Genomic DNA, 17,924 nt, shown 5'->3' with positions numbered 1-17,924 from the left:
TGCCGTTTCTGGACACCAAGGAGGCCGTCACCGAAATGCTGGTCAACGACGGCGAGACGGTGGTCATCGGGGGGGTCAACAAGGATACCAGTCGCAATTCCCAGCAAGGCATTCCCTATCTGAACAAGATTCCGATGCTGGAGTGGCTTTTCAGCTCAGATTTCGAAGAGAGTCGCAAAGAGGAGCTCCTGATTTTCATATCCCCGAAAATCGTCCGCTTGGCCCAGCGCTAAAACCTGACTTTTGAGGACCCACAACGCCCCGGTGACCGACGGTCACCGGGGCGTTGTGTTTGGGATGAGCGGCGCCGCTTGCGTTCCAAGGGCTGCGTCAGTGGATGCCGCTCCCAGGGCCATTGGTCTCATGCGGCCCACCACCAGAAATCCGGCCCAATCTCGCGCCTTGATTTTTTGTCCTTCTTCCCCGGGGGGCGGAGGTCGCAGCTGCAATAAGCGGGTCGTGGATCGGAAAAACGCCGCCGGGGTTTCAGGAGCCGTAACGCTGCCGAAGGATCCCGGCCTCCTGGCGTGCTTTGGCGGCAAAGACGCTGTCGGGCTCAACCGCGGCCGCCTGGTCGTAAGCGCTCAGGGCCTTGGTGTATTCCTGGTTGAGTTGATAGGCCTGGCCCAGGAAAAAATGGATCTCCGCCGCCAGGGGCGCCATACTGGCCGCTTTTTCCAGTTTGGGGACAGCCTCCGGGCCATTGCCCAAGGCGATGTAGGTTTTGCCGAGGCCCAAGAGGGCCGGCAGGAAATCGGACCGGATCTTGAGCGCCTTCAGGTAGTAGGTTTCTGCCGTAGTGAAGTCGCCCTTGTTGTAATAGGCAAAGCCGAGGTTGTTGAGTGGGTAGTGGGGGGTGGCGTAGAGCAGATTTTCGCTCAACTCCTTGAATATGGGGATCGCGGTATCCCACTCTTTCTTTTGGAGATAGACTTCACCCAGGTTGTTCTTGGCCACGGCGTAACCGGGCTTCAGCTCGATGGCCCGCTTGAAATGATGGATCGCCAGATCCAGCCGATCCTTGATGCGGTAAAAAAGCCCCAGGTCGTTTTGCAGGATCGGGTCATCGGGGTTGAGCTTCTCGGCGGCGAGAAACTCACTCAGGGCGGCAGGATAATCCCCCTGCTGCATCAGGGCCTCGCCCAGGTTTCGGGAGGCCTCCGCCTTTTTTTTGTCCGAGACAGGTTGTTGCGAGGCGCAGGCGGCAACAAGCGCCGCCAGCAGTCCGATCATCACGAAATAAGATAGTTTGCGCATTTTTTTTCCGCCATTGCCGAGTTTAAGAGTTATTCATCAATGGTTGCAGGGCCGTGGGCCAGATTCACGATTTTGACCCCGCTTTCCATCAGGAACTGGGCGATCTCATAATGCAGCGCGACAGCGCTGATCAAAAGATCGCGGCCGGGGGGCGTAACCCGGAAACCGGGGATGGTGATGGCCACGTTGTAGGTTTCCGGTCGTTTCGCCGCCAGGAAAACCGGGTTTTCAACGAAGGGGATCTTAAGGGCCGTGAAGACCTTGCGCAGAATGCCGCTCACGCCGTCATCGGTTTTGATCTGGATGATGTCCAGGCCTGTCTTTTGAATCAGTGCAACCGCATCCCCTTGCAGCTCGCCAAAGTCCACGAGGGCTTTCCGGCCGTCATCCGATGAAATCAGGTTGGAGGTGGCGGCAATTTGGATCCCTCCATAAGGAAATGAGATGGTCGTGTTTTCGGTGTATTGGAGGTCCAAAAGGGCTGCCGCGCTTCTCAACAGATCATTGGGGCTTGCCCCCCTCAGAAGGTCTTGTCCGCCGTCCGGGATGGTGTAGCGCAGCACCCGGCTGCTGCCCCGCGCCATTTCCCTGCCCTTGAAGATCTCCCGCAATATGATGTTGTTCTGCTCCAGATAGCGGCCGATGGTGTCGGGGGTGGTTTGCGCGGCGGAGTCGATCAGGGTGATGCACTCACGGCGCGGCGTCATGCCCGCACCGGCCGGCTCCTGAATGATCCAGCGGGCCCTGACCACAACCCCGATGCCGTTGTCGCCGAAGGCAATTTCGTTATCCAGCAGTTCGCTGCCCAGGGAATGGAACGCGGCCTCCAGGACCTTTTCCGCCGAAGCGCCGGCGGGCAGCGGCGCGATCTTGGCCTGGGGCCAGTGGCTCTTGATGACCGCGATCTCTTTTTCCTGAAGCTGGTTTTCCCGGGGAAAGATCAGGCGCTGGCCGCTTCTCAACTCCATCAAGGGGCTGAGGGCAAGGTCCAGCGCGACCTCCTGGCCGTCTTGGCCGGGGAAGTAATACATGCCGTTTTCCGACAGCTTGGCGTCCAGGGCGGTGGCGGCGGCCTGGAAAGCGGAGACGGCTGTCGTTTTCGGTTCGGCTGCCGGAATCGCTGGGGGCAGCCGGGGCGCGGATGCGGCCGGTTCGCTCGGGGGGCTCGCTTCGGGCGCTGCGGCGCTCCGGGGGGCAGGGTCCATGTCGTTGCGGAGGGCGCCGGTGCTGTCGAAAAGCGACTCGTACCAGGCCTCATTCACCAGTCGGGGGTCGGGCAGCTGGATCTTCTGACCGGCATAGATGCGGTTCAGGTTTTTGATCTCGGGGTTGTTGATTTTGAAAAGCTTGATCCCCTCCTTGTAGAGCGCCGAGCCGTAATCGCCGAATTGCTTGGCAATCAGAACCGAAATGGTGTCGCCCGGTTGGACCTGGTATTCGGCGCTGTAGGAGGCAACCAGGTCGGACACCTTGGAAATTGTGACAAACGGAATCGTGACCACGCCGCTGTCCTGCCCGGGGAAAGTGTCGGGTTGGAGCTTCTTGAGGGGAATCAGTAGGTTCTGGCTGGGCCGAATGACATTGATGTCCGGGATGTGGGGGTTTATTCGCTGAAAAATTCCCAGGAATTCCTCAAAATCTTCGCTGGAGATCTCCCCCTTCTGCCGAAAGACCTTGAGCACGTAGTCATTTTTCTGAACCACATAAGGATCGCAGAGAATATCCGCACCGAGATCCTTTTGCACCAAATAGGTTTTGTAGAGGAAGCCAGCGCCTGCGGGCCGGGGGGCCATCAGGAGGCTGCAAAGCAAGACCTGCAGCAGCAGGAACCCCAAAAAGCGGCCGGCCGAAGGAGTTTGGGTCATGGCGTTGTTACCTTTTGAAGGTCCAGGGCCGCGGCGATCTCCTCGCAAACCCGGTCCACAAAGCGCTGAAAATCCGCTCCGGTCAATGGCTTGCCGGGTGCCGGGAATTTTGCCAGGTCTTCGGGTCGGATCAGACGCGGGCGGTTGATCAGGGCGGGGTCGGGGGTGATGTCGAACTCCTCCGGGAAGCGGCCCTCAAAATACAGATCCTGAAAGCCGGAAAATTTGAGTGCGTGGGCCGTGGAGTCGACAATTGCCACCTCATCCGGAGAGACCACGCCCTTTTGGCGGGCGGCCACCAGACCGGCCAGCGATTCGCCGCCATGGGTGCAGGCGATATGGCCGTTGCGGTTCGCCCAAAGCTCCCAGTCCATGATGGCCTGCTCGGGGACCTCCACGAAAAAGACCCGCTGCCCGCCGGCGGTTTGATTGTAGCGATCCACCAGGTGCACCACGCGGGGCATGGAAACCGGGTTGCCGATCATGGCCGCCTGGGCGACGCTGGCGCGCACGGTGACCGGCACGAATTTGCGTTTGGCGGGGTCCTGTTCACGGTAGTAGCGGACCACCGGGTTGGCGTGGCCGGACTGGACCCCGACGATCTTGGGCAACTGCTCAATAATGCCCGCTTCGTAAAATTTCAAAAACCCACTCATCACCGCGGTGATGTTGCCGGCATTGCCGATGGGCACCACGACGACCTTGCCGGCCAGATCGTACTCGAAATCCTGGGCGATTTCGTAGGAGTAGGATTCCTGGCCAAGAATCCGCCAGGCGTTTTTGGAGTTCAGGAGGGCAACCGCGTAGCGCTCCGAGAGCGCCTCGACGACTTTCATGCAGTCGTCAAAGACCCCGGGGATTTCAAATACATCGGCCCCGCTGCCCAGCGGTTGGGAAAGCTGCTGGGGGGTGATTTTTTTGTGGGGCAGCAAGACCGCCGATTTGACATGCGGCTTGAGGTAGGCGGCGTAAAGCGCCGCGGCAGCGGAGGTGTCGCCGGTGGAGGCGCAGACCGCCAGGACATCCGAGACGTAGCCTTGGCGCACCAGGAAGTTGATGTAGCTCAGGGCGCTGGCCATGCCGCGGTCCTTGAAGGAGGCGCTGGGGTTCTGGCCGTCATTTTTGAAAAAAAACCGGATGCCGGCGCGCTCCTGCAGGATTCCATTGGCCTCGACGATGGGGGTGTGGCCTTCTCCGAGGTAGACGACGGCGTCCAGGGGAATGACCGGGCCGATGAATTCATGATAGCGGTAGATGCCCTTGAGGGCCGGGACTGTCAGCATCTTGCGGCAATCGAAGAGCCGCTGCCAGCTCCGGGGGCCGACCGCTTTGAGCCGCTCGAAATCCGGGTTGTCGATCAGCAGCACCTGGCCGCACCGCGGGCAGGTGTAGAGCAATTTTTGAATGTCGTACTGCGCGCCGCACCCCAGGCAGCGGTAGATCAGGGAACCAGAGGCTTCAGGGATCAGAAGCGGCTGGATATCCGCAGGGAAATCCTCGATTTTCATTTGGCAATCCGTTCCATTCCACCCATGTAGGGTCGCAGCGCCTCCGGGATCACGACGCTGCCGTCGGGCTGTTGATAATTTTCCAGAATGGCGGCCAGGGTTCTGCCCACGGCAAGCCCGGAACCGTTCAGGGTGTGCACCAGCTCGGTGCCTTTCAGACCCTTGCGCCGGAAGCGGATATCCGCGCGCCGTGCCTGAAAACTTTCGCAGTTGCTGCAGGAGGAGATCTCGCGGTAGACCCCTTGGGACGGCATCCACACCTCGATATCATAGGTCTTCGCGGCGGAAAAGCCCATATCGCCGGTACACAGGGTCAACACCTGGTAGGCCAGACCCAACCGCCGAAGAATGGCCTCGGCATTGGTCAGCATTTTTTCCAGCTCGTCATAGGAGGTTTCCGGGGTGGTGAACTTCACCATCTCGACCTTGTTGAACTGGTGCTGACGGATCAGGCCGCGGGTGTCTTTGCCGTATGAGCCCGCTTCGCTGCGAAAACAGGGGGTGTAGGCCGTGTAGTAGATCGGCAGGCGGTCCTCCTCAAGAATTTCCCCCTGGTGGATGTTGGTAAGCGGCACTTCGGCGGTGGGGATCATGAAATAGTCCCAGCCTTCCAGCTTGAAGAGATCCTCCTCGAATTTGGGCAGCTGGCCGGTGTGGGTCATGGTGTTGCGGTTGACCATGAACGGGGGTAGAATCTCGCAATAGCCGTGCTCGCCGGTGTGCACGTCCAGCATGAAGTTGATCAGGGCCCGCTCCAGCCGGGCACCGGCTCCGATATAGAGGGGAAAGCGGGCGCCGGTGATCCGGGCCGCGCGTTCGAAATCCAGGATGTTGAGATTTTCGCCGATGGTCCAGTGCGCCTGGGGTGACGTGTCGAAGACCGGCACGGCCCCCTCTTTTTTGCGCACCGGGTTGTCTTCACTGCTTTTTCCCACCGGAACGGAGGCGTGGGGGATATTGGGCAGGCGCAGCAGGAAGTGGTTCAGGGATTTGTCCAAGCTCGCCAGAGTAGCGTCGAGTTCCTTGATGCGGGCGGCAACGGTGCGCATTTCCAAAACAAGGGGCTCCGCGTCGACGCCCTTTTGCTTCATCGCGGCGATTTCCTGGGAAACCGTGTTGCGCCGATGCCGCAGGGCTTCGATTTCCAGCAGCAACGCGCGACGCTGGTCGTCCTGTTCCCGCATCGCGGGCAGGTCCATCTTTTCTCCGCGGTTTGAAAGGGATTTTTCGATTTCAGAATATTTTTCTCTAACCAGCTTGATTTCGAGCATAAAAAGTCCTATTATCCTGAGTGCGCGATAAAAATTTTGGCTTTATTAACAGGTTGTTATTGGTCAGCCGGTTTCCGGTGGAAGACTGGTGGCCTGCGAGAAAATCAGATATCGGTGCGAAACAGATTAGATAATTTTTGATAAGCAATTTGGAACCTTAGCACGAGCGGTCAAATTGGTCAATTATTTTTACAGGTTGAAACCGGTCCAGGGCGCTCGCCATACAACCGAAATCATCGTGGAGTTAGGTAATGGATCATATCAAGGAAAAAAAACGTGAAATCCGCAGAGAGGTCAGTGAAAGGCTGGGGGCGCTTTCCTCTGACGAGATCGCCAAAAGATATGAAGCCATCGAAGTCCGTCTGTTTGAGTTCGCGAATTTCCTCGAATCCAGGATTGTCTTTCTTTACTACAGCCGCAAAGGTGAGGTCTCCTCCCAGAAGATTCTCAAGCGGTGTTTGCAGAGCAACAAAATCCTGGTCCTACCGGCTCTGGATCCCGCCCGCCACCGGATGAAACTGCTGAAAGTCGACAACCTGGGCAAAGACTTGATTGCCGGGCCTGCCGGCATTCCCCAGCCCGACCCCACCCGTTGCAAGCTGGTGCCGATCGATCGGGTGGATATCGCCATCGTCCCGGGAATCGCCTTCGATGAAAAGGGTGGCCGGGTGGGCACCGGCGAAGGCTACTATGACCGGTTGATTCCGCGCCTGCCGGTTACGACCCGCAAAGTCGCCCTTTCACTGGAGGCGCAGATCCTGCCCCAAGTGCCGATGGAATCCCACGACAAACACGTGGACATCATCATTACGGAAAACCGGGTGATCTACAAGATCTGACCCGGTTCGAAAAAAACCGCGACGTCAAGGGCCGCGTCGCCGGCGGACAGCGTCCCGGAAGCCGCCCGGTGGCGCTGGTGTCCGGGCATGCCGCTAATTTCTTGACCTGAACCTTCTGCTCCGATAGGTAAGTCCACCATGAAGGCCGACTCGATGAAATTCCAGCGCCAGCGCGAGGAGATGGTCCAGCGCCAGATCGCGGCCCGCGGGATCACGGACCCCAAGGTTCTGGCCGCCATGCGCAAGGTGCCGCGGCATCTGTTCGTCAGCGAGGCACTGATGGACCAGGCTTATGGTGACTTTCCGCTTCCCATTGGCCTGCAGCAGACCATTTCGCAACCGTATATCGTTGCCGAAATGACCCAGGCCCTGCAGCTGAACGCCGACGACCGGGTGCTGGAAATCGGGACCGGTTCCGGCTACCAGGCGGCCATCCTGGCCGAAATCGCCTATCGCGTCTACACTATCGAACGCATCCATGCCTTGCTGGTCAAGGCGCGACAAATCTTCGATCGCCTGCATTACCACAATATCGTCACCCGCTACTCCGACGGGACCAGCGGCTGGCTGGAGGAAAGCCCCTTCGACGCCATCGTGGTGACGGCGGGAGCGCCCGAAATCCCCAAAACCCTCGTCAGCCAGCTGGCCCCCGGGGGGCGCATGATCATCCCGGTGGGGGACCAGTACACCCAGGATCTGGTCAAGCTCTACCGCGACGAGGACGGCATCCACCAGGTGAGTTTGGGCGGCTGCCGCTTCGTCAAATTGGTGGGGGAGCATGGCTGGAAGAAATAACTGATGCTGCGGCGCCTCTACGACTGGGTTCTGCACTGGGCCGACACCCCCTACGGAACCTGGGCCCTTTTCCTGCTGGCCTTCTGCGAATCCTCCTTTTTCCCCATCCCCCCGGACATTCTGTTGATCGCCCTGGCGGTGGCGGTTCCGGCCAAAGCCATCCGCTATGCATTGGTCTGTTCCGTCGGCTCGGTCCTGGGCGGGGCGCTGGGCTATCTCATCGGCTGGCAGTTCATGGCGGCCATCGGCGAGCGGATTGTCGCCTTTTACGGTCTGGAGGGCAAGGTACGCCTGATCGAAGAGGTCTATCAGCGCTACGATGCCTGGGCCGTCGGGATCGCCGGCTTCACGCCGATCCCCTACAAGGTTTTCACCATTGCCGCCGGAATGTTCAAGGTCAACTTCTGGGTTTTTATGATCGCCTCGCTGGTTTCGCGCTCGGCCCGCTTTTTTCTCCTGGGAGGGCTAATCTACGCTTTCGGGCCGCGCATCCAACGCTTCATCGACCGCTATTTCAACACCCTGGCGGTGGTCTTTTGCGTGCTGCTGGTGCTCGGTTTCATCCTGATCCGCTATCTGTTTTAAACCCGCCCAAATGCTTCAGCCGCATTTCGAAAACCCGCAGGCAGGACACATCAGGCAACCCTCCTGATGGGTGAGGGCCGCGCCGCAGTCCGGGCAGGCGCCCATCATCGAGCCTTCGGCCGGGATTTCGGCGCCGGTCACGTTGCCCAGCACCTGGGCGATGGCGTCCGGGCACGAGAGCACCATTTGGCCATTCTGCCAAGCCGGAGCGGGGCATCGAATCCCGCTGAGCTGGCGCACGACGGATTCCACCTTGATCCCGGAGCGCAGCGCCAGTGAAATCAGGCGGCCGGCCGCTTCGATTTGCGAGGAGGCGCAGCCTCCGGTTTTGCCCATTTTGGCAAAGACCTCACAGAGCCCCTGCCCATCGGTGTTGACCGTTACATACAGTTTGCCGCAGCCGGTGGTGATGCGTTCGGTAACCCCCCGGGTGCGCTCGGGGCGGGGCCGCGGCGCAATTGCTGGGCGTTCGCCGTCGGGTTGGCCGATATTCAGCACCTGCCGACCGCGGCTGCCGTAGCGGTAGACGGTTACCCCTTTGCAGCCGCTGCGGTAGGCCGCCAGAAAGACCTGGGCGATTTCGGCCCGACTGGCCGTGGCGGGAACGTTGACCGTCTTTGAAACGGCGTTGTCGGTGTGTTTCTGAAAAGCGGCCTGAAGCCGCACGTGCCATTCCGGCGCAATGTCCTGGGCGGTTCGAAAGACCTTCTTGACCTCGTCGGGCACCCCCGAAATTCCCTGGAGCGAGCCCGAGCGGGCGATTTCAGCGATCAGCTCCGCGCTGTGGAAATTCTGCTTGCGGGCGGCTTGGGCAAGCAGGGGGTGCACCTCGTGGAGGGTTTCGCCGTCCAGCACGCGGCGGTCGTGGGCCACGGCGAAAAGCGGTTCGATGCCGCTTGAGGTGCCGGCGATGATGCTGAGGCTGCCGGTGGGGGCGATGGTCGTGACGGTGGCGTTGCGCATCAGCGGGGTCTCCGGGGTGTCGAAGCGGCTTCCGGGATAGTTGGGGAAGTTTCCCCGCCGACGGGCCAGCTCGGCCGATGCCTGGCGGGCTTCCGCGGTGATGAACGCCATCAGGCGCTCGGCTTGGGCGAGCGCCTCCTCGGAGTCATAGGGGATGTTGTGTTTGATCAGCATGTCGGCAAACCCCATCACCCCGAGACCGATTTTGCGGTTTCCCAGGCTCATTTTTTCGATGACCGCCAGGGGATAGCGGTTGACCTCGACCACGTTGTCCAGAAAATGGACCGCGGTGCGCACCGTCTGTTTCAGGCGCCCCCAGGATATCTCGTTTTTGACCACCATCGCCGAAAGGTTGATGGATCCCAGGGTGCAGGATTCGTAGGGCAAAAGGGGCTGCTCGCCGCAGGGGTTGGTGGCTTCAATCGCCCCCAGCTGTGGGGTCGGGTTGTCCCGGTTGATGCGGTCGATGAAAATTACGCCGGGCTCTCCCGAGCGCCAAGCGCAGTCGACGATCCGGTCGAATATCTGCTGAGCCGGCAGGCTGTTGGTCACCTGGCCGTTGCGGGGGTTGATCAGGCGGTGCTCGCCGCCCTGGGCCAGGGCCTGCATGAAGCTGTCGGTCATGGCGACGGACAGATTGAAGTTGGTCAGGCGGTCGAAGTCGGTTTTGGCCGTGATAAACGCCTCGATGTCCGGGTGATCCACCCGCAGCACGGCCATGTTGGCGCCTCTGCGGGTTCCGCCCTGTTTGACGGTTTCGGTGACCACGTCAAAGACCGCCATGAAGGCCACCGGTCCGCTGGAAACTCCGGCGGAGGAGGAGACGACGTCGTTGGCCGGACGCAAGCGGGAAAAGGAAAACCCCGTGCCCCCGCCGCTTTTATGGATCTGAGCAGTGTGTTTGAGGGTCTCGAAGATGCTGTCGGTGTCGTCTTCGATGGGCAGCACGAAACAGGCGGCCAGCTGCCCCAACGGCCGCCCGGCGTTCATGAGGGTCGGGGAGTTGGGCAGAAAGCGGAGGCTTGCCATCAGGCGATAGAACCGGTCGCGGGTGCCGGCGATATCCGCCGCGGGGTCGAAACGGGTTTCCACCGCCGCGACACAGGTGGCGACCCGGTCCAAAAGCGCCTCGGGGGTTTCGATGGTCTTGCCGCCGGGGTCCCGCCGCAGATAGCGCTTTTGCAGCACCAGCTTGGCGTGGGGGGAGAGGGAGATGCCCATGGCCGTTTCCTTGCCTTCGGAGGTGAACCGCTTAATCAGAATTCGTCATTATTTTAATGATTTTTAAGGTTGGCCGCAACCAACCCGGCTGCTGCCCCCAAAAAACCGGGCGCCAGAAAGGCCTGCCGGCGCAGGCGCCGCTAATCGCGAACGGGGTCCACCCGGGGGGTTTCGCGGCGGATGAACTTCAGGAAGGCCTTGCACAGCGGTGAGGGGCTGCGGGACTTGTGGGTGGTCAGGTAGAAGGCCCGTTTGAGATCGATGCCCTCCAGCGAGAGCGCTTTCAGACTGCCAGCCTGCAGGTCTTCGGCCACCGCAAGGGTGGAAAGAATGGAGATTCCCACCCCGTTTTTGATCCCCTGGCAGACGGCCTCGGTGCTGCCCATTTCGGCGACGATGGTGAAGGCCTCCATGGAAACCGCCCTGCGAGCCAGGCAGATCTGGATGGATTTGAGGGTGCCGGAGCCGCGTTCGCGGCAGATGAACGGCTCGGCCAGCAACCGGTTGACGGGAATGGATTCTTGGTCGGCCCAGGGGTGGGTGGCCGGCACGATCAGGCGCATCTCATCCTCGATCACCTTTTCCTGGGCGATGCGCTTGTCTTTGGATTTGGCCCCGACGATCCCGAATTCGATTTTTCCCTCGAGGGTTTCTTGGATGATCCTGTCCGTATCGCCGATGCGCAGCGCTACGGTTGTTTCGGGGTGCGTGCGAGTGAAGTCCCCCACGAGGCGCGGCAGAATGTAGGTCCCCGGGATGGTGCTGCCGCCGATCACCAGGCGGCCCTTGATCCGGCCCTGGAATTCGGCCAGGGCCGTCTCGGTTTCTTCCCTCAGGGCGATCAGCCGACGGGCGTAGGTGTAGAGCAGCTCGCCGGCCTTGGTGGGTGCGGCCAGGCGGGCCAGGCGGTCGATCAGGCGGCAACCGAAATGATTTTCGAGGTCCCGGATGTGGCTGCTGATCGTGGGTTGGGAAAGGTGAACAGCCTTGCCGGCCTTGGAGAAGCTCTTGTGTTCGACGACCTTGCAGAAGATATGCAGCTGCCACAGGTCCATTTCAGCCTGTTTTGACAGTTCCGTAGAAAGGCCAATTTCTGTGTTGCGCTGCATCTCGAAGTCGCTGCGGCGTACATAAGTAGGCCTCACTTCTCGAGATTTGCGCGCCGTAACTTGACCTTTTTACGAAACTGTCCGGATTTTGAGGTTTTACTGGTTAATCTGTTTTCGGTTTGGAGTCGAATTTTTCGCGCAGCTTGTGCTCCACGATTTCGGGCACCATGTCTGAAATGTCGCCGCCGAAGCTGGCCGCCTCTTTGATGATCGAGGAGCTGGTAAAAATCCAGCGCAGACCGGTCATTAGAAACACCGTCTGGACCTCGCGATTCAAGCGGCGGTTCATCAGGGCCAACTGAAATTCATACTCGAAATCGGAAACCGCCCGCATGCCACGCAAGATGGCCTGGGCGTTTTTGCGGCTGGCATAGTCCACCAGCAGCCCGTTGAAGCAGTCGATCTCCACCCCGCTGAATTTGACCGTGCTGGCCTGCAGCATTTCAATGCGCTCCTCCACCGAAAAGAGGGAGTTCTTGGCGGGATTGTGGAGAATCGCGACCACGATTTTGTCAAACAGCGTCAGTCCGCGCTCGACAATATCGAGGTGTCCGTTGGTGACCGGGTCAAAGGATCCGGGATAAATGGCTATTCGCTGCATCCGCCTGCCCCCTATATAGTCGAAATTTCTGGGCCTTATAGCACATAGGTAAAAAAGGAAACAAGGGCTTTCCCGTACTTTCGCCGGTCGCTCAGTCGCAGCGGGGCGGATTCCGCCGGCAGCACTTCCCGGGGGGCGTGTTCGATCACCACGCTGGCCCCGGGGGCCAGGGCGCCGCAGGCGATCAGGTGCTGCAGGCAGGGCCCGATAGCCCCCTGCTGGTAAGGCGGGTCGATAAACACCAGGTCGAACCGGTCGGGCAGGTGCCGCAGACAATCGAGGTTGCGGGTGATGTCCCAGCGGATGACCCGGGCGCGCGCCGCCAGCCGGCATGCCACCAGGTTGCGCCCGATCAGTTGGAGGGCCTCGCGCGAACGTTCGATCATGACGGCGCTGGCGGCGCCCCGGCTGAGGGCTTCGATGCTGAAAGCGCCGGTGCCGGCAAAAAGCTCCAGCACCACCGCCCCCCGGACCCGGTCGCCGAGAATGTTGAAAACGGCCTCCCGGGCGCGCTCGGAAGTTGGGCGGATAGAACGTCCCGTAAAGGAAACCAGCCGTTTGCCTTTCAGTTCACCGGCGATCACGCGCATGATGCCTGCCGCTTTCCCCTGGCTGGGGTGCAGTTGCCGGGACATGGGGGCCAGGCGGCCGCCGGCACGCCCCTCTGACCGCTGATTTCACCCCAAATTTTTGACCAGCTTGCCAAGCTCGGCGGTCTGCACGCCGATGGCCCGGGCGGTTTCGGCCAAATCGTGGCCGTGTTGGCTGAGCTTGTGCTGCAGATAGGCCTGCTCAAAAGCCCTTTTGGCCTTGGCCAGGCTGTCAATCGCAAAAAGACCGTTCTCAATGCTCGCCGCACCCCCCGGCGCCCCCGGGTTGTAAAGCGCGGGCAGATCCGCGACGTCGATAAGCTCGCTGCGCCCCATGATGGCCAGGCGTTCGACGAGGTTCTTCAATTCCCGCACGTTCCCCGGCCACGGGTAGCGCTGCAGCAGCGCCAATGCCGCGGGGGACATCCTGCGCCGGGTCTTGTGCTGCCGGGCGCATTCCGCCAGGAAGATCTCCACCAGCACCGGGAGGTCTTCAATCCGGTCCCTGAGCGCCGGCACTTCAATGGGGATCACGTTCAGGCGGTAATAGAGATCCTCCCGGAAATTGCCGTCGCGGATCTCTTTTTCGAGGTCCTTGTTGGTCGCCGCGATGACCCGGACGTCCACCGTCAGGGTTCGCCCGCCGCCCACCCGCTGAAACTTCTGCTCCTGCAGAACCCGCAGGATCTTGCCCTGGGTCCTGAGGCTCATGTCGCCGATCTCGTCCAGAAAGAGGGTCCCGTTGTTGGCCAGTTCGAACTTGCCGCGCTTCTTGACGGTGGCCTCGGTGAAGGCCCCCTTTTCATGCCCGAAAAGCTCGCTTTCGATCAATTCCTCGGGAATGGCGGCGCAGTTGACGTCGATCAGCGGATGCTCGGCGCGTGGACTGAGGTGATGGATGTTGCGGGCCACCAGCTCCTTGCCGGTGCCGTTTTCACCTTTAATAAGAATCCAGGCGTTGCTGGCAGCCGTTGTTTCGATCTGTTTTTTGAGTCCCAAAGTCCGCGGACTGCTGCCGCTGAGGGCGTGTTTTTCGATGGTCTTTTTGCGCAGGTAGCGGTTCTCTTCCTCCAGACGGCGGAAATTGAGCGCGTTGTGAATGGCCACCAGGACCTTGTCGATGGACAACGGTTTTTCGATCAGATCGAAGGCCCCCAGTTTGGTGGCCCTGACGGCGGTCTCGATGGTGCCGTGCCCGGTGATGATGATCACCTGGACCTGGGGAGCGGCCTTTTTGATCTCCTTCAGGGTTTCGATGCCGTCGATGCCCGGCATCCAGATATCCAGCAGGACCAGGTCGGGGGATTCGCTTTCGATTTTTTTGAGGGCTTCGTAGCCGTTGGTGGCCGTGGCGACCTCAAATCCCTCGTCGCCCAGAAGCCCGCCCAGGGTTTGGAGGATGGAGGCTTCGTCGTCAACGATCAAAAGGGATGGAAACATGGGCAAAGGCTCCTTTGCGCGCCGGGTTGGGCCGCCGCCTGCTTCAGGCCGGCAGTTCGATCACGAATTTGGCGCCCCGGGGTTTGTTGTCCCGGACGCCGATCATGCCGTTGTGATCCGAGATGATGCTGCTGACAATTGTCAGGCCCAATCCCATGCCGGATTTTTTGGTGGAAAAATAGGGTTCGAAAAGCTGGGTCTTGTCCTCGTCGGAAACGCCTTCACCGGTGTCCGCGACCTCCATCCGAACGCTTTTCAGGATGGGATCGTGGTCCAGGTGAATACTGATGCTGCCCTCTTTTTTGATGGAGGCCACGGCGTTGTCCACGAGATTGATCAGGGCCTGCTTGATCTGCTGGCGGTCGAGCTTCAAGCGGGGGATGGCGTTTGCGGTGGAAAATTTGAAATCGATGTTGGGGTGGGCCTCCCGGTAGAGCGCGATGGTCTCCTCCACGATGGGCGGCAGGTCGGCGAGGTTCGGGTCGGCGGTGGGAAAGCGGGCGAAAGCCGAGAATTCATTCACCAGATTGCGGATCAGCTCGACGTGGTCGATAATCGTGCGGGTGCACTCGTCAAACACCGTCTCGTTGATCTGGGCGCCGTACTTGCGGCTGAGCCGCTGGGCCGAGAGGCTGATGGGGGTCAGCGGATTTTTGACCTCGTGGGCGATCCGGCGCGCCACCTCCCGCCAGGCGGCCATGCGTTGGGCCTTTTCAAGATCGGTGAGGTCGTCGAAGACCATGACGATGCCCATATGCTCGCCGGCGTCGTTTTTGAGGGCGTTGATGTGCACCATGAAGCTGCGGGGCTTGCCGTCGACCGCCAGCCGCAGCGGCAGGGCGATGGCATTGGTGGATGAGGTGGCCAAACTGTCCATGACCTCGTCGGCCAGATTGAGGTGCTGACCGCGCAGCAGTTTGCGGTAGCTCTGGCCGATAATTTCATCGAATTTCAGGTTGAGCATTTTCTCGGCCGCGGTGTTGATGGTGGAAACCAGGCCGTCGGCGTCCAGGCTGATGACCCCTGCGGAGACGTTCTTGAGCACGATCGCCATGTAGCGCCGCTTTTCCTCGAGCTCGCTGTTTTGTTCGCGCAGCTTGCGCGCGGACTGCTCCAGCTGGGCGCGGCTGACCTGCAGATCGCGCATCATCTGGTTGAAGGAGTCCACCAGCCGGCCGATCTCGTCGTCGGCCACCGGCATGATCCGAAAGCTCAGGTCGCCCTCGGCCACCCGCCGGGTGGCCTCGCCCAGGTCGCGGATCGGGATGCTGATGGACTTGGCCAGGTGAAAGCCGAACCAGATCGCGCAGAAAACCACCAGCAGCGCCACGGTGGACAGCGTGATGTAGTAGGTGATTTTGATCGGCTGCTTGAGGAGCTTGATCTGGTGGTATTCCGCCACCCCGCGGGAGATGGAGGTCATTTCCTCGGAAAGCTGGAAGGGGATGTGTTTGGCTGCGGTGATGAATGCCTCGGCCTGGGCGGGCTGGACCCCGAAAGGAACGGTGGCGATGGTTCGGGTCAGCTCCCCGTCCTTGCTCTTGCGGGTCACGCTCCGGACCTGGGCCTCGCTGGTCTCTGGCTGCAGACCGTCCGCGTCGAGCTGGGGGAGCCCGTCGTTTTCCGCCAGGCTCGGGGCCACGGCATGGGCCAGCCGCTTGAAGCCGGTGCTGTAGACCTCCACCGCCTGCAAGTTGAAGGAGCGTTGCACCACCTCCAGGTAGTGCGCCAATGCTTTCTGGTTTTTGGACTGCAATAGATTCTTGGCTTTGATCTGGTAGGCGATTCTCTCCAGAAAAAAGCGGTTGCCCGCCTCGATCTGGTCGTAGACGCGCCGGCCGACCTGCAGCGAGTTTTCCAGGGCCTGCTCCACCGGCACGTTAAACCAGTAATCAATGCTGGTGGTGATGAAGTTCAACGAGAAAAAAAACAACACCGTCGTCGGCAGCAGTGTGAGCGTGATGAAGGAGAACACCAGGCGGGTGGTCAGCCGGGAGCCGAGCACCTTGCGTTTGCGGTCGTAGAGGAGCTTGACCAGGTTGCGGAAGACCAGGAAAATGACCAGCAGCAGCAGCAACAGGTTGAAGTTGATCAGGATGAACATCAGGATGGTGTTGGAGATCGGAAAATCCACCCCGAAGTAGATGATCCGGGTCTCCGCATAGGTCAACAGGGCCATGGCCGCCAGGCAGATTGCAATCAGCATCAGCTCGCGTTTGCGGCGGCTGCGATCCCCGGCCTTGACCGGGGCTTCGGATGTGATCGGTCTGCTGCGGTTCATGGCTTTCGTGATTTCAAGATGCACGCGGCGAGCGGGGTGCTCAGAAGACAAAGTCGATGGTGTACCAATCGGTTCTAAAATCCCAAAAGGATATGAAAAACAGGGCATAATGGAGGTAAAAGGGGAGTTTGAGCTTGCTCAGCTCGGCCTTGGTTTTAATCTGATACTGCGCGCCCTTGACGAGTTTTTGCAGGGGGACGATTTTTAAACTGTCGATCTCGCTCATCAGTCTCCGGGCTTCCGCAAACGACTGGGTCGTCACGCTTCCGGCGCTGTCCCAGGAGCGGACGATCGTATACTCCTTTTTGAGGGTGTCGTAGACGACGCTGTGGGTCTCCCTGAGGGCCGCGATGCGCTTGTCGGGCCAGAGAGGGCGCACCCGGTTGAGATCGATGAGAAAGGTGAAGGTGGTCGGCACCCCACTCTGGATGGCAGTTTCCATTTTTTCGTTAAACGCCCCCTCGACCTTGAGGTACAGCAGCAGGTCATCGCGTGTGTTGGTGACGATGATGTCGGTCAGGCGGGCCTCCTGGCATAAGGCGGCGGTCTGCCAGCAGAGGACCAGGATCAGGAGCAGCGCGGCGGCTGTTTTTGGCTTGCGGGGGAAATTCATGGCATTTTTTCAGAGGGCCACCGATTTGGGTTGTGCCTGGGTTTGCGGCGCGACATCGAACGTTCTGGTTTCCCAACAGTCCTTGCTGGCAAAAAACTTTTCGAGAAAAGCGTGGTTGAAAGCGTGACCCGAGCGCTTCACAACGATGTGGCCCAAGATCGGCATTCCCAGCAGGGAAAAGTCACCGATGCAGTCCAGGAGTTTATGGCGCACGAATTCGTCCGCAAAGCGCAGCCCGCCCGCGTTCAGAATGCGTTTCCGATCGATCACGATGGCATTCTCCAGGGAGCCCCCGCGGGCCAGTCCAAAGCGCTTAAGATATTCGATCTCATGATAAAATCCAAAGGTGCGGGCCCGGCTGATTTCGCGCTCGAAGCTCTCACGGGTCACCACCAGGGAAAAATCCTGATACCGGATCAGCGGGTGATCGAAGTCGATGGCGTAGCTGATCCGGAAGTGGGCGGCGGGCGATACCGTCACCGCCTTGTCGCCGTCCCGCAGAGTTATCGGGCGCTTGATGATGAAATAGCACCGCGGACCTTCCTGGCGGACCGCCCCGGCGGATTGCAGCAGGCGGGTGAAGGGTGCTGCGCTGCCGTCCATGATCGGAATCTCGTAGCCGTCGACGGCCACCAGGGCGTTGTCGATGTACAGCCCCGAAAAGGTTGCCATCAGGTGCTCGATGGTGGAGACGATCACGCCCTCGGCGCCGATCACAGTGGCCAGACTGGTGTCCACCACGCTGTTGAAATGCGCGCTGACAACCGGTTTTCCGGGAAGGTCGGTGCGCACGAACTTGATGCCGTGATTGATGGCCGCCGGCAAAATTTCCAAGTTCACCTGACGGCCGGAGTGCACCCCGATGCCGGTGCACTTAACCGGTCGCGCCAGCGTGTGCTGGCGGGTTTCGATGCTCATAATCGGTTGAATTCCTAGTGGCCTTCTCGGAAGCGTGCGGGTGGCGGATGGAATTTTTGGTACACTAT

16 protein-coding genes are annotated in these 17,924 nt (G+C 60.2%); 4 read left to right on the top strand and 12 right to left on the bottom strand.

From position 1 onward, the window contains the following. A partial coding sequence (locus tag LJE63_00500) for a type II and III secretion system protein (GenBank protein ID MCG6905071.1) occupies positions 1-233 on the top strand: 233 nt, incomplete at its 5' end. A 253-nt stretch (positions 234-486) separates the two neighbouring features. Here LJE63_00500 and LJE63_00495 read toward each other — a convergent pair. Genes LJE63_00495 through serS form a run of 4 tightly spaced genes read right to left on the bottom strand, consistent with a single transcriptional unit; the run spans position 487 to position 5,901 of the window. Then, entirely contained in the window at positions 487-1,257 is a 771-nt protein-coding gene (locus tag LJE63_00495; protein MCG6905070.1) for a tetratricopeptide repeat protein, read from the bottom strand. Between the two features lie 29 nt (positions 1,258-1,286). Further along, positions 1,287-3,122 (bottom strand): hypothetical protein, encoded by a 1,836-nt coding sequence (locus LJE63_00490; protein ID MCG6905069.1) that lies wholly within the window; start codon positions 3,120-3,122, stop codon positions 1,287-1,289. Then, positions 3,119-4,630 carry a threonine synthase gene (gene thrC / locus LJE63_00485; protein MCG6905068.1) on the bottom strand — a complete coding sequence of 504 codons (1,512 nt, stop codon included), beginning with the start codon at positions 4,628-4,630 and terminating at the stop codon, positions 3,119-3,121. Before thrC ends, LJE63_00490 begins: the two co-directional genes overlap by 4 nt. Beyond that, on the bottom strand, positions 4,627-5,901 hold the full coding sequence (gene serS, locus LJE63_00480) for a serine--tRNA ligase (GenBank protein MCG6905067.1): 1,275 nt from the start codon (positions 5,899-5,901) through the stop codon (positions 4,627-4,629). Before serS ends, thrC begins: the two co-directional genes overlap by 4 nt. Positions 5,902-6,152: 251 nt before the next feature. Here serS and LJE63_00475 point away from each other — a divergent pair, with 251 nt between their 5' ends. The 3 genes from LJE63_00475 (at position 6,153) to LJE63_00465 (ending at position 8,120) form a co-directional block, all read left to right on the top strand. Next, positions 6,153-6,740 carry a 5-formyltetrahydrofolate cyclo-ligase gene (locus tag LJE63_00475; GenBank protein MCG6905066.1) on the top strand — a complete coding sequence of 196 codons (588 nt, stop codon included), beginning with the start codon at positions 6,153-6,155 and terminating at the stop codon, positions 6,738-6,740. A gap of 138 nt (positions 6,741-6,878) precedes the next feature. Beyond that, positions 6,879-7,535, top strand: a complete 657-nt coding sequence (locus LJE63_00470) for a protein-L-isoaspartate(D-aspartate) O-methyltransferase (protein ID MCG6905065.1) — start codon at positions 6,879-6,881, stop codon at positions 7,533-7,535. A gap of 3 nt (positions 7,536-7,538) precedes the next feature. After that, complete coding sequence (locus tag LJE63_00465) at positions 7,539-8,120, top strand: DedA family protein (protein MCG6905064.1); 582 nt, start codon at positions 7,539-7,541, stop codon at positions 8,118-8,120. Positions 8,121-8,135: 15 nt separating this feature from the next. Here the strand turns inward: LJE63_00465 and LJE63_00460 are convergent, their stop codons facing one another. The 8 genes from LJE63_00460 to lpxC form a co-directional block, all read right to left on the bottom strand. Further along, complete coding sequence (locus tag LJE63_00460; GenBank protein ID MCG6905063.1) at positions 8,136-10,304, bottom strand: vitamin B12-dependent ribonucleotide reductase; 2,169 nt, start codon at positions 10,302-10,304, stop codon at positions 8,136-8,138. Positions 10,305-10,444: 140 nt separating this feature from the next. Next, positions 10,445-11,359, bottom strand: coding sequence for a LysR family transcriptional regulator (locus LJE63_00455; protein ID MCG6905062.1), 915 nt, complete (start codon positions 11,357-11,359; stop codon positions 10,445-10,447). 157 nt (positions 11,360-11,516) lie between these two features. Continuing rightward, positions 11,517-12,014 (bottom strand): pantetheine-phosphate adenylyltransferase, encoded by a 498-nt coding sequence (gene coaD, locus LJE63_00450; protein MCG6905061.1) that lies wholly within the window; start codon positions 12,012-12,014, stop codon positions 11,517-11,519. Positions 12,015-12,049: 35 nt separating this feature from the next. After that, entirely contained in the window at positions 12,050-12,604 is a 555-nt protein-coding gene (gene rsmD, locus LJE63_00445; protein ID MCG6905060.1) for a 16S rRNA (guanine(966)-N(2))-methyltransferase RsmD, read from the bottom strand. Between the two features lie 87 nt (positions 12,605-12,691). Further along, entirely contained in the window at positions 12,692-14,044 is a 1,353-nt protein-coding gene (locus tag LJE63_00440; GenBank protein MCG6905059.1) for a sigma-54 dependent transcriptional regulator, read from the bottom strand. 43 nt (positions 14,045-14,087) lie between these two features. Beyond that, complete coding sequence (locus LJE63_00435) at positions 14,088-16,325, bottom strand: HAMP domain-containing protein (protein MCG6905058.1); 2,238 nt, start codon at positions 16,323-16,325, stop codon at positions 14,088-14,090. 40 nt (positions 16,326-16,365) lie between these two features. Further along, the gene (locus LJE63_00430) at positions 16,366-16,938 is read right to left on the bottom strand and encodes a DUF4390 domain-containing protein (GenBank protein MCG6905057.1); all 573 of its coding nucleotides are present in this window, start codon (positions 16,936-16,938) and stop codon (positions 16,366-16,368) included. Between the two features lie 9 nt (positions 16,939-16,947). Further along, positions 16,948-17,856, bottom strand: a complete 909-nt coding sequence (gene lpxC / locus LJE63_00425; protein ID MCG6905056.1) for a UDP-3-O-acyl-N-acetylglucosamine deacetylase — start codon at positions 17,854-17,856, stop codon at positions 16,948-16,950. Between the last annotated feature and the right edge of the window lie 68 nt (positions 17,857-17,924).

The organism is Desulfobacteraceae bacterium (assembly GCA_022340425.1).
In the GTDB taxonomy this organism is placed as follows: Bacteria; Desulfobacterota; Desulfobacteria; order Desulfobacterales; family JAABRJ01; genus JAABRJ01.
The sequence above is the reverse complement of the archived record's forward strand: the minus strand, read 5'-3'. Positions and strand labels throughout refer to the sequence as shown.

Coding starts and splice junctions, on each gene's coding strand:
- LJE63_00495 (MCG6905070.1), bottom strand. CDS start 1,257: ATGCGCAAACTATCTTATTTCGTGATGATCGGACTGCTGGCGGCGCTT.
- LJE63_00490 (MCG6905069.1), bottom strand. CDS start 3,122: ATGACCCAAACTCCTTCGGCCGGCCGCTTTTTGGGGTTCCTGCTGCTG.
- thrC (MCG6905068.1), bottom strand. CDS start 4,630: ATGAAAATCGAGGATTTCCCTGCGGATATCCAGCCGCTTCTGATCCCT.
- serS (MCG6905067.1), bottom strand. CDS start 5,901: ATGCTCGAAATCAAGCTGGTTAGAGAAAAATATTCTGAAATCGAAAAA.
- LJE63_00475 (MCG6905066.1), top strand. CDS start 6,153: ATGGATCATATCAAGGAAAAAAAACGTGAAATCCGCAGAGAGGTCAGT.
- LJE63_00470 (MCG6905065.1), top strand. CDS start 6,879: ATGAAGGCCGACTCGATGAAATTCCAGCGCCAGCGCGAGGAGATGGTC.
- LJE63_00465 (MCG6905064.1), top strand. CDS start 7,539: ATGCTGCGGCGCCTCTACGACTGGGTTCTGCACTGGGCCGACACCCCC.
- LJE63_00460 (MCG6905063.1), bottom strand. CDS start 10,304: ATGGGCATCTCCCTCTCCCCCCACGCCAAGCTGGTGCTGCAAAAGCGC.
- LJE63_00455 (MCG6905062.1), bottom strand. CDS start 11,359: ATGGACCTGTGGCAGCTGCATATCTTCTGCAAGGTCGTCGAACACAAG.
- coaD (MCG6905061.1), bottom strand. CDS start 12,014: ATGCAGCGAATAGCCATTTATCCCGGATCCTTTGACCCGGTCACCAAC.
- rsmD (MCG6905060.1), bottom strand. CDS start 12,604: ATGCGCGTGATCGCCGGTGAACTGAAAGGCAAACGGCTGGTTTCCTTT.
- LJE63_00440 (MCG6905059.1), bottom strand. CDS start 14,044: ATGTTTCCATCCCTTTTGATCGTTGACGACGAAGCCTCCATCCTCCAA.
- LJE63_00435 (MCG6905058.1), bottom strand. CDS start 16,325: ATGAACCGCAGCAGACCGATCACATCCGAAGCCCCGGTCAAGGCCGGG.
- LJE63_00430 (MCG6905057.1), bottom strand. CDS start 16,938: ATGAATTTCCCCCGCAAGCCAAAAACAGCCGCCGCGCTGCTCCTGATC.
- lpxC (MCG6905056.1), bottom strand. CDS start 17,856: ATGAGCATCGAAACCCGCCAGCACACGCTGGCGCGACCGGTTAAGTGC.